Source organism: Streptomyces sp. 63XJN7_1_ISO-PGPR-S23-121 (genome assembly GCF_056173025.1).
The window spans coordinates 7810081-7821499 of record NZ_CM149653.1; the positions used below are offsets into that span (position 1 = coordinate 7810081).

Consider the following 11419-nt stretch of genomic DNA (forward strand, 5'->3'; position numbering starts at 1 on the left):
TAGCAGCATTTTTTGCGCACTGTCCCGCCGTCACCGCGCTCCGACCAGCAGCTCCGACGCCGCCTCCCGCTCGGTCATCGTCCGCAGCGGCCCCTCCACGGCCGCCAGCTCCGCGTAGGTGCCGCGCTGTACGACCCGGCCGCCGTCCAGCACCACCACCTCGTCCACCGCGTCCAGACCCGCCAGCCGGTGCGTGATGAGCAGGGTCGTCCGGCCCTCGGTGGCGGCCAGCAGATCGGCGGTGAGCGCGTCGGCGGTCGGCAGGTCGAGGTGCTCGGCCGGCTCGTCGAGCACGAGTACGGGGAAGTCGGCGAGCAGCGCCCGGGCCAGGGCCAGCCGCTGCCGCTGACCGCCGGACAGCCGTGCCCCGTGCTCTCCGACCAAGGTGTCCAGGCCGTCGGGCAGGCCCTCGGCCCAGTCCAGCAGGCGGGCCCGCGCCAGCGCGGCGCGCAGCTCCCGCTCCGTGGCGTCCTTCCTGGCCAGCAGCAAGTTCTCGCGCACCGAGCTGTCGAAGAGGTGCGCGTCCTGCGCACACAGTCCGACGAGCCGCCGCACGTCGTCGCCGGCCAGGGCGGTGGCGTCCGCACCGGCCAGTGTGTAGGAACCCCCGTCGGAATCCAGGAACCGCAGCAGCACCTGGGCCAGCGTCGTCTTGCCGGATCCGGACGGCCCGACCACGGCGACGCGGCGGCCCTCCGCCAGCGTCAGATCGAGTCCCGCGAGGGCGTCCCGGTCCTGCCCCGGGTGGCGCGCGGTCAGCCCCTCGAGGACGACCGGGAACGGTGACGCGGGCGCTGCCTGCGGCCGCTCCGGTTCACGTACGGGCTCCGGCGCGTCGAGGACTTCGTACACCCGCTCGGCACTCCTGCGCACGCGTTGGCGGTACTGCACGGCCGACGGCAGCCCGAGGACCGCCTCGAACGCGGTCGGCGGCGTGAGGACCACGACGGCCACGGCCACTCCGGCGAGCCGGCCGTCGGCCACGGCCTGCACGCCGGTGAGCGCGGCGCCGGCGACGGTCAGACCGGAGATCAGGGCGACGAGGCCGTCGCCCAGCGCGGTGGCCGTGGCCGCGCGCGAGGCGATCCGGGTGAGCGTGCCGTCGGCCCGACGCGCCTCGGCGGCCCGCCCCGGCAGGGCGCCGGCGACGGTCAGTTCGGCGGTGCCGGTGAGCAGGTCGGTCACCCGGGTGGCCAGCACGCCGCGAGCGGGGGCCAGCCTGGATTCGGCCCACCGTGCGACGGCCCCGGTGATCAGTGGGACGCCGGCTCCGGCCGCGAGCAGTCCGGCGGCGAGCACGGCTCCGGCCTCAGGAAGCAGCCAGGCCGTGAAGCCGACCGACACGGCGGAGACGGCCACGGCGGTCGCGGCGGGCAGCAGCCAGCGCAGCCAGTAGTCCTGCAACGCGTCGACGTCCGCGACGAGCCGGGACAGGAGGTCGCCCCGCCGGCTGCGGCGCAGGCCCGCGGGCGCCAGCCGCTCCAGCCGCCGGTAGACGGCGACCCGGGTGTCGGCCAGCATCCGCAGCACGGCGTCGTGCGAGACGAGCCGCTCGGCGTAGCGGAACACCGCCCGCCCGATCCCGAAGGCGCGCGTCGCCGTGACGGCCACCATCAGATACAGCACCGGCGGCTGCTGCGAAGCCCGCGAGATGAGCCACCCGGAGGTGGCCATGAGTCCCACGGCGCTGCCGAGGGCGAGGCTGCCGAGGAGCAGCGCGAGGCCGAGGCGCCCGCGCCGGGCGGCGGACATCGCGCGCACCCTGGCGAGGACGCCGGCCGGAGAGCCCGGCACCGCGTCCGGCGTGCCCGGGCCGTCGGCCGGAGCCGGAGCAGTGGCACCCGGCGTCGCCTCGGCCGGGCGCTCCGCCACGGGCCCCGGGACCCCGGCGACCGTCGGGGCGGACGCGGGTTCGTCCAGGCGCACCACGCGGTCGGCCACCTCCAGCAGGGCCGGCCGGTGCACCACCAGCAGTACGGTCCGTCCGGCCGCCAGCCTGCGCACGGCGGCCACGACCTCGGCCTCCGTCGCCCCGTCCAGGGCGGCCGTCGGCTCGTCGAGCAGCAGCACCGGCCGGTCCGCGAGGAACGCCCGCGCCAGTGCGAGCCGCTGCCGCTGCCCGGCGGACAGCCCGGAGCCGTCCTCGCCGAGCACGGTGTCCGTTCCCTCCGGCAGCGCGTCCACGAACTCCAGCGCGCCGGCGTCGCCCAGCGCCCGCCGCACGGCCCTGTCGTCCGCCTCGGGACGGGCCAGCCGTACGTTCTCGGCGACGGTGCCCGCGAACAGGTGCGGACGCTGCGGGACCCAGGCGACGCGGGCGTGCCACTGCTCCGGGTCGAGGCCGGCGAGATCGGTCCCGCCGATCGTGATCCGCCCGCGGGACGGACGGACGAAGCCGAGGAGAGCGTGGAGGAGCGTCGACTTGCCCGCTCCGCTCGGTCCGACGAGCGCCACCGTCTCGCCCGACCGGACGACGAGGTCCACGTCCGCCACGGCGTCCGCGGCGCGCCCGGGGTAGCGCACGGTCACGCCTTCGAAGGACAGGGCCCCGGCCGCCGGCACCGGCCCGCTCCCGGGTGCCCGCGCGGGCGTCTCCAGCACCGAGAAGATCTCCTCGGCGGCGGCCAGCCCTTCGGCCGCCGCGTGGTACTGCGCCCCCACCTGCCGCAGGGGCAGGTAGGCCTCGGGCGCGAGCACGAGCACGACCAGGCCGTCGTACAGGGCCATGTCGCCGTGGACGAGCCTCATGCCGATGGTCACGGCGACGAGCGCCACCGAGAGCGTGGCGAGCAGTTCCAGGGCGAAGGACGACAGAAAGGCGATCCGCAGGGTCCGCACGGTGGCCTGCCGGTACTCACCGGTGATGCGTTTGATCGACTCGGCCTGCGCCTTGGCCCGTCCGAACACCTTCAGCGTCGGCAGTCCCGCGACCACGTCCAGGAAGTGCCCGGAGAGCCGGGACAGCAGCCGCCACTGCCGGTCCATCCGCGCCTGCGTGGCCCAGCCGATCAGCATCATGAAGACCGGGATGAGCGGCAGGGTGGCGACGATGATGGCCGCCGAGACCCAGTCCTCGGTGACGATCCGGGCCAGCACCGCCACCGGCACGACCACCGCCAGACCCAGCTGCGGCAGGTAGCGCGAGAAGTAGTCGTCGAGGGCGTCGACACCCCGGGTGGCCAGGGTGACGAGCGATCCGGTGCGCTGTCCGCCAAGCCAGCCGGGTCCGAGCGCGGTCGCCCGCTCCAGCAGCCGGCCCCGCAGCTCCGACTTCACGGCCGCACTCGCCCGGTGGGCGGCCAGCTCGGTGAGCCAGCCGACCAGAGCCCGGCCGCAGGCGACGGCCACCAGGAGCAGCAGTGGGGTGCGGAGTTCGGCGGCCGTCATGCCGTGCTGGAAGGCGCCCACCACCGTTTCCGCGATGAGCATCGCCTGGGCGACGACCAACCCGGCCCCGACGCCCCCCAGGACGACGACCGCCGCCAGGAAGAGCCGGGTGGCACGGGCGTACCGCAGCAGCCGTGGATCGATCGGTTTCACGTGAAACACACCCTGCCGGAGTCAGTGCGCGGGTTCGGCGATGTGCTGGGTGCCGATCCGCTTGCGGAACACCCAGTACGTCCACCCCTGGTAGAGGAGGACGACCGGCGTGGCGATCACGGCCAGCCAGGTCATGATCTTCAGCGTGTAGGGGCTGGACGAGGCGTTGGTGACGGTGAGGCCCCAGTCCGCGTCGAGCGTGGACGGCATGACGTTCGGAAAGAGCGTCAGGAAGAGCATCGCCACGGCGGCCACGATGGTGATGCCGGACAGCGCGAACGCCCATCCCTCGCGGCCCGCCTGATTCGCCGCCAGCGCGACGACCAGTGAGGCGACGGCCACCACCAGCGCGACCAGGCTCTTGCCGTCGCCGCTGTGGGCCTGCGTCCACAGCAGGAAGGCGAGCGTCGGCACCGCGGTGACGATACCCAGCCTCATTGCCAGGGCCCGCGCCCGTTCGCGGATCTCCCCGACGGTCTTGAGCGCGGTGAACACCGTTCCGTGGAAGGTGAACAGGGTCAGCGTGACCAGGCCGCCGAGGAGGGCGTACGGATTCAGCAGGTCCCAGACACTGCCGACGTACTCCAGGTCACGGTCGATCTTCACCCCGTGGACGATGTTGCCGAAGGCGACGCCCCACAGGAACGCCGGGATCAGCGAGGTCCAGAAGATCGCGTTCTCCCAGTTGCGCTGCCAGCGCTCCTCGGGCCGCTTCACCCGGTACTCGAAGGCGACACCCCGGACGATCAGGCAGAGCAGGATGACCAGCAGGGGCAGGTAGAAGCCGGAGAAGAGGGTGGCGTACCACTCGGGGAAGGCGGCGAAGGTCGCACCGCCGGCCGTCAGCAGCCACACCTCGTTGCCGTCCCAGACAGGGCCGATGGTGTTGATCAGCACCCGCTTCTCGGCCCGGTCACGGGCGAGCAGCCTGGTGAGCACGCCGACCCCGAAGTCGAAGCCCTCCAGGAAGAAGTAGCCGGTCCACAGGACGGCGATCAGGACGAACCAGACGTCGTGAAGTTCCATGACTGTGCAGCTCCCTCGGCCTAGTAGGAGAAGGCCATCGGCTTGTCGGCGTCACGGGAGTCGCCGCCGATCTTCGTGGGCGGGTTGAGGTCGGCCTCGGTGAGCTCGGGCGGACCGGCCTTGACGTACTTCACCAGCAGCTTGACCTCGATGACGGCCAGGACGGCGTAGAGCAGGGTGAAGGCGATCATCGATGTGAGGACCTCGGTCGTGGAGACGCCGGGGGAGACCGCGTCGCGGGTCTGGAACAGGCCGTAGACGACCCACGGCTGCCGGCCCATCTCGGTGAAGATCCAGCCCCAGGAGTTGGCGATCAGCGGGAAGGCCATCGTCCAGACCGCCGCCAGCCAGTACAGCCGGGAGAACTTCGACCCGAGCGGCTTCTTCAGCAGCACCAGATGGGGCACCTCGTCGTCACCGGTCCTCCAGGCCGCCGGCAGCATGAACCTCTTCCGGGTCAGCCAGAGCCCCAGCAGACCGAGCGAGAACGAGGCCATACCGAAGCCGATCATCCACCGGAAGCCCCAGTAGGCGACTGGGACGATGGGCTTGTAGTCGCCGGGCCCGAACTTCTGCTGCTCGGCCTTGTTGGTGTCGTTGATGCCGGGCACGTACGAGTCGAAGTCGCTGTGGGCGAGGAAGGACAGCAGGCCGGGGACCTCCAAGGCGACCTCGTTGTGGCCCTTGTCGACGTCGCCGTAGGCGAAGACCGAGAAGGGCGCCGGCTTCTCGCCGTCCCACAGGGCCTCGGCGGCGGCCATCTTCATCGGCTGCTGCTCGTACATGACCTTGCCGAGGGTGTCGCCGCTGACGGCGGTGAGCAGGCCGCCGACGGCCAGGGTGACCAGGCCGAGCCGCAGCGAGGTCCGCATGACGGGGATGTGCTTCTTGCGCATCAGGTGGAAGGCGGCGATGCCCACCATGAAGGCGCCACCGGTCAGGAAGGCGGCCGAGAAGCTGTGGAAGACCTGGTTGAGCGTGGTGTTCTGGGTGAGCACCTGCCAGAAGTCGGTGAGCTCGGCGCGGCCCTTCTCCTCGTTGATCCGGTAGCCGACGGGGTGCTGCATCCAGGAGTTGGCGGCGAGGATGAAGTACGCCGACAGCAGCGTGCCGATCGAGACCATCCATATGCAGGCCAGGTGGATCTTCTTCGGCAGCTTGTCCCAGCCGAAGATCCACAGGCCGATGAAGGTCGACTCGAAGAAGAAGGCGATCAGCGCCTCGAACGCGAGCGGTGCGCCGAAGATGTCACCGACGAAGCGGGAGTAGTCGGACCAGTTCATGCCGAACTGGAACTCCTGCACGATGCCGGTGACGACACCCATGGCGATGTTGATCAGGAAGAGCTTGCCCCAGAACTTCGTCGCCCTGAGGTACTTCTCCTTCTCCGTACGCACCCAGGCGGTCTGCAGCCCGGCTGTGAGAGCGGCCAGGGAGATCGTCAGCGGTACGAAGAGGAAGTGGTAGACGGTCGTGATGCCGAACTGCCATCGCGCCAGTGTCTCCGGCGCCAAAGCCATGTCCACGTCGTCGGCCTCCTTGCATCGCCGCGGTTCAGGCAGTTTGTGCGTGTCTGGGCCACCGATCCCGGGACCAAACAGACGAGCTTGTGAACGCGTTCACATTCACAAGCAATTATGACCTACAGCTTTTCGACACCGGAAGGGGGGTCGGGTGTGACGTCAACCCCCCGCCCACGACCCACCCGCGCGCCGTCGGCCGGCGACGGTGCGCGAGGTCGCCCCGGTACGCGCGGAGGCGGTGGACGCCAAGCGTCCACCGCCTCCATGGAAGTCCGACGTCCGCCTTCGGTCCGCCTTCCGGCGAACGCCTGACGTCGTCGCGTCGTCAGATCTCCTTGCGGAACCCTTCCGTCACCTTCAGGAAGATGTCGTTCGCCTCGCTCTCCCCGACCGTCACCCGCACACCCTCACCCGGGAACGGACGCACGACCACGCCGGCCCGCTCGCACGCCTCCGCGAAGGCCACCGTGCGCTCCCCCAGACGCAGCCACACGAAGTTGGCCTGGGTCTCCGGCACCCTCCAGCCCTGCCCGCGCAGGGCGTCGACCACACGGATGCGCTCGCAGACCAGCGAGCCGACCCTGCCGATCAGCTCGTCCTCGGCCCGCAACGAGGCGATCGCCGCCTCCTGGGCGATCTGGCTCACCCCGAAGGGCACGGCCGTCTTGCGCAGCGCCGCCGCCACCGGCTCGTGGGCGATCGCGAAACCGACCCGCAGCCCGGCGAGACCGTACGCCTTGGAGAAGGTCCGCAGCACGCAGACGTTGGGCCGCTCCCGGTAGAGCTCGACGCCGTCGGGCACCTCGGGGTCGCGGATGAACTCGCGGTAGGCCTCGTCGAGGACCACGAGGACGTCACTCGGCACACGGTCGAGGAAGCGCTCCAGCTCGGCCCGCCGCACCACCGTGCCCGTCGGGTTGTTGGGGTTGCAGACGAAGATCAGCCGCGTCCGGTCGGTGATCGCGGCGGCCATGGCGTCCAGATCGTGCACGTCGCCCGGCGTCAGCGGCACCTTCACGGACGTCGCACCGCTGATCTGCGTGATGATCGGGTACGCCTCGAAGGAGCGCCAGGCGTAGATCACCTCGTCGCCGGGACCGGAGGTCGCCTGGAGCAGCTGCTGCGCCACACCGACCGACCCCGTACCGGTGGCCAGGTGGGAGACAGGGACGCCGAACCGTTCCGACAGCTCGTTCATCAGACCCGTGCAGGCCATGTCCGGGTACCGGTTGAAGGACGAGGCCGCGGCCGCGACCGTCTCCATCACACCCGGCAGCGGCGGGTACGGGTTCTCGTTGGAGGACAGCTTGTAGGCCACCGGCCCGTCCGCCGCGGCGGGCTTGCCCGGCTTGTAGGTGGGAACTCCCTCCAGCTCGGCGCGCAGCTTGGGGCTCGTCTCGCTCACCGCAGTCCTCCTCGTGACCTACCACCGGCATCGAATACTCCTCACCTTAAGAGGATTCGGCGCCGCTGCGAATAGGTGCGGCCCGACCTCATCCGTCACACCGGCATCAGTGGTATCGGGGCACGAAGGCGCACGATTCGGGGGGCGCGCTGCACATATATCTACGCGCCGGTGGCTCGCTCCGTGGCGCGCATCCCTCGTGCAGGTGAGTTGAGACCTCTTCGCAACATCGACCGGTCGGCAGGCCCCCGCTCGCCGACACGCAAGGTATTGGGCTGAGGGCGGCCAACTTCCTTGTTTTCGCAGGCGGTTAGGTTTCCATGATCATGCAGAAACGTGCCTGTCAACGCGTGCATATGCATCCGCCCTACCCCACCGCATGAGCCCTACTATCGGCTCGCCATGACAGCAGCAGGGAAGCACCAGGTGAGCCGCGCGGAAACCTCACGTCGAGGCAGCCGGCCGGGCCGGGCGGGTATCAGAGACGTGGCCGCCGCCGCCGGAGTATCCATCACGACCGTCTCCGACGCCCTCAACGGCAAGGGCCGTCTCCCGGATGCCACCCGGCGCCATGTACGCGAGGTGGCCGACCGGCTGGGCTACCGGCCGTCGGCCGCCGCCCGTACGCTGCGCACCGGCAAGTCGGGGCTCATCGGCCTGACCGTGACGACGTACGGGAATGAACCTTTCACCTTCACCGAGTTCGCGTACTTCGCCGAGATGGCGCGCGCCGCCACCTCCGCCGCGCTCGCCCGCGGCTACGCCCTCGTCATCCTCCCGGCGACCTCCCGCCACGACGTGTGGTCCAACGTCGCGCTGGACGGCACGGTCGTCATCGACCCCTCCGACCAGGATCCGGTCGTCAGCGAACTGGTCCGCCAGGGCTTACCGGTCGTCTCCGACGGCCGCCCGGCCGGCGCGCTTCCCGTGACCGCCTGGGTCGACAACGACCACGAGGCCGCCGTGCTCGGCATCCTCGACCACCTGGCCACCGCCGGCGCCCGCCGGATCGGCCTGCTCACCGGCACCACGACCGACACGTACACCCACCTGTCGACCACCGCCTACCTGCACTGGTGCGAGCGCGTCGGACAGGACCCGGTCTACGAGGCCTACCCGGCACACGACCCGTGCGCCGGGGCGGTGGCCGCCGACCGGCTGCTCGCCCGGCCCGACCGGCCCGACGCCGTGTACGGCCTGTTCGACCCGAACGGCACCGACCTGCTGGCCGCCGCCCGCCGCTACGGACTGCGCGTCCCGGAGGACCTGCTGCTGGTCTGCTGCAGCGAGTCCACGGTGTACGCCAGCACCGAGCCACCCATCACCACGCTGTCGCTGAAGCCACGCCGCATCGGCACGGCTGTCGTCCAGCTCCTCATCGACGCGATCGAGGGGCTCGACTCGGACCGGACGGTCGAGCAGGTGATACCGACGGAGCTGATGGTGCGGACGTCCTCGCAGCGCCGTCCGCCCCGGACGACGGTCAGCCCGCCGCGGTCACCCGAGCGCGAGTAGCGGCCGGGCCGCCCGGAGCGCGGCCCCGACCGGAGGAAAACAGGCCGGACGGTACCCGATCGGTGAAGATCACGCCGACGTCACGGACGGGCGAAGCCCGGCCCAATCGGGGCGAAAGACGCGGTGAACCGGGCTCCTGCTCCGATTCACCACCCCTGGGTCATCACACAGAGCGATCCGCATTCCTATGATGGGCCCACACACCGCGGGCCGCTGCGACCAGGCAGTCCGAAGCGGTGCAGATGCGGCGCGATGGTGGAGGGGTCGATGACTCAGGGGGCCGGTCAGGGACCCGAGGTGGAGCGGACGGCGACGGTGCGCGACTTCCGGGTGCCCGCGTACGTCCACGAGGCCGCTCCGTACGCCGCCCCCGTCCCGCACGCGGGCGAGGCCGCTCCCCCTTCCGGGAAGGGGTACGAGGAGGGCTATCCCGAGGGATACACACCCACTCAGCGCGATCTGCCGGTCATCCGTAGGGGTGACACGGTGCAGGTGACCGTCGACCCCGAGCAGGCCCCCGCGGCGCAGCCCGCCACGGGCCAGGGACCGCTGTTCGTCGTCGGCGACGTGCACGGCTACCTGGACCAGCTGATCGCCGCCCTCCAGGAGAAGGGCCTCGTCGACTCCGCCGGCCAGTGGTGCGCGGGCACCTCCCGCCTGTGGTTCCTCGGTGACTTCACCGACCGCGGCCCGGACGGCATCGGTGTCATCGACCTGGTGATGCGGCTGTCCGCCGAGGCCGCCGCGGCCGGCGGCTACTGCAAGGCGCTGATGGGCAACCACGAACTGCTGCTGCTCGGCGCCAAGCGGTTCGGCGACACCCCCGTCAACTCCGGCGCGGGAACCGCCACCTTCCAGGCGGCCTGGCTGCTGAACGGCGGCCAGAAGACCGACATGGACCGGCTCCAGGACCACCACCTGCAGTGGATGTCCCGCCTCGACGCGCTCGAAGAGGTCGACGGGCACCTGCTCGTCCACTCGGACACCACCACCTACCTCGACTACGGCCGCTCGATCGAGGAGGTCAACGACACCGTCCGCGAGACGCTCACGCGCAACGACGCGGAAGAGGTGTGGGACCTGTTCCGCAAGTTCACCAAGCGCTTCTCCTTCCGCGACGAGGGCGGTGCCGACGCCGTGCGCTCACTGCTGGACACCTACGGCGGCACCCGCATCGTCCACGGCCACAGCCCCATCCCCTACCTCCTGGGCGAGGTCGGCTCCGAGGACGGCGAGGACGACACCCGCACCGCCGTCGAGGGTCCCCACGTCTACGCGGACGGGCTGGCCATCGCGATGGACGGCGGTGTGACCATGGCCGGAAAGCTGCTGGTCCAGCAACTCCCACTGGACGCCTGACCGTTCGCGAGGCCGCCGTCGTCCCGGCGGCGGGCCCGCGGCTCGGCACCCAATTTCCGGAAACCCCCTGTCACCGCGCGCCGTCACCGCTCTACCATCGGCTTATCCGTAGCAGGCTCCCCTCCGTTTCTGCCCGACGGCTCGTTGGCATGCGAGCCCCAAGCCCTACGGAGCATCGGGGGATGCACATGAACAGCGTTCCGCAGCATCTGTCGAACGAGGACCGCCAGGAGTACGAGCGGATCCTCGGCGAGGCGCTGCGCTCCGCACCACACCGCCCGGAACTGGCCGCTGTCGGTCAGCGGCTCAACGCCGAACAACTGCGCACCATGGCACTCGACGCCACCGCACTGATCACGGCGGCGGCCGGCACCGAGTACCAGCACTATGTGAAGGTCCGCGAGGAACTGCGCCGTCCGGCGCCGGCCGCCCCGTCGTCCGCGCGCGGCTCCGGCTCCGACGAGCCGGGTACGGGCGCGCTGGGTCTCGCCGCCACCGTGGGGGAGGCCGCGGAGGCCGCCGGCGCGGGCGCCGGCGCGGTCGTCGCTGTCCTGGCGCCCGTCCTGGCGGGCACCGCCGCGGCGATCTTCCTGCTCGTCGGCTACGTCCTGAGGATGGTCGCCCCGGGGCAGGCGTTCGCGCGGACCATGCTCACCACGGGGTGGGTGTTCGGCGGTGTGGCCGCCGTCGCCATCCTCGTCGCGGGCGTGGGGCTGCTGCTCACCGCGCTGCGCAACCGGCCCTCCGCCGAGTCCGGCCGCTACGGCGAACTCGACGGGGAGGTGGCCCGGGCCAGGGAGGCATGGCACGACGCCCTGCTCGAACGCGGCATCCTGCCGTTCCTGCGGGAGGCGCTCACCGACCCGGACGCGGCGGTCGCTCTGCACCCTACGGGGCCGGCGCCCGTGAGCCGGATGCCGCACCTCGGCTACGACCGCCCGGGGTTCACGAGTCCCGGCGACGACCGGGAGGGCCCGCGCCCGAGCTACTCGAGCCCGGACTACAGCAGCCCGGACTTCGGCGGCCCGGAACACCGACCGGAGTAGCCACC

General features: G+C 71.3%; 7 protein-coding genes. 3 read left to right on the forward strand and 4 right to left on the reverse strand.

The features are described from left to right. Positions 1–30 precede the first annotated feature (30 nt). From cydD to hisC, 4 genes are all read right to left on the reverse strand, one after another. On the reverse strand, positions 31–3540 hold the full coding sequence (gene cydD, locus AC0VYN_RS34985; RefSeq protein ID WP_475534196.1) for a thiol reductant ABC exporter subunit CydD: 3510 nt from the start codon (positions 3538–3540) through the stop codon (positions 31–33). A gap of 21 nt (positions 3541–3561) precedes the next feature. Further along, positions 3562–4566 (reverse strand): cytochrome d ubiquinol oxidase subunit II, encoded by a 1005-nt coding sequence (cydB, locus tag AC0VYN_RS34990; protein ID WP_475534197.1) that lies wholly within the window; start codon positions 4564–4566, stop codon positions 3562–3564. A gap of 20 nt (positions 4567–4586) precedes the next feature. Beyond that, positions 4587–6092 (reverse strand): cytochrome ubiquinol oxidase subunit I, encoded by a 1506-nt coding sequence (locus AC0VYN_RS34995; protein ID WP_475534198.1) that lies wholly within the window; start codon positions 6090–6092, stop codon positions 4587–4589. A 322-nt stretch (positions 6093–6414) separates the two neighbouring features. After that, entirely contained in the window at positions 6415–7494 is a 1080-nt protein-coding gene (gene hisC, locus AC0VYN_RS35000; RefSeq protein ID WP_475534199.1) for a histidinol-phosphate transaminase, read from the reverse strand. A gap of 402 nt (positions 7495–7896) precedes the next feature. On the opposite strand from hisC, the gene AC0VYN_RS35005 reads away from it, so the two are divergent. From AC0VYN_RS35005 to AC0VYN_RS35015, 3 genes are all read left to right on the forward strand, one after another. Then, positions 7897–9009: a LacI family DNA-binding transcriptional regulator gene (locus tag AC0VYN_RS35005; protein WP_475534200.1), complete on the forward strand. Its 1113-nt coding sequence runs from the start codon at positions 7897–7899 to the stop codon at positions 9007–9009. Between the two features lie 252 nt (positions 9010–9261). Continuing rightward, positions 9262–10368, forward strand: a complete 1107-nt coding sequence (locus AC0VYN_RS35010) for a metallophosphoesterase (RefSeq protein WP_475534201.1) — start codon at positions 9262–9264, stop codon at positions 10366–10368. 182 nt (positions 10369–10550) lie between these two features. Then, entirely contained in the window at positions 10551–11414 is an 864-nt protein-coding gene (locus AC0VYN_RS35015) for a hypothetical protein (RefSeq protein WP_475534202.1), read from the forward strand. Positions 11415–11419 lie beyond the last annotated feature (5 nt).

Excerpts from the sequence above, each read along its gene's own strand:
- AC0VYN_RS35005 (WP_475534200.1), top strand. The coding sequence starts at position 7,897 with ATGACAGCAGCAGGGAAGCACCAGGTGAGCCGCGCGGAAACCTCACGT.
- cydB (WP_475534197.1), bottom strand. The coding sequence starts at position 4,566 with ATGGAACTTCACGACGTCTGGTTCGTCCTGATCGCCGTCCTGTGGACC.
- AC0VYN_RS35015 (WP_475534202.1), top strand. The coding sequence starts at position 10,551 with ATGCACATGAACAGCGTTCCGCAGCATCTGTCGAACGAGGACCGCCAG.
- AC0VYN_RS35010 (WP_475534201.1), top strand. The coding sequence starts at position 9,262 with ATGGTGGAGGGGTCGATGACTCAGGGGGCCGGTCAGGGACCCGAGGTG.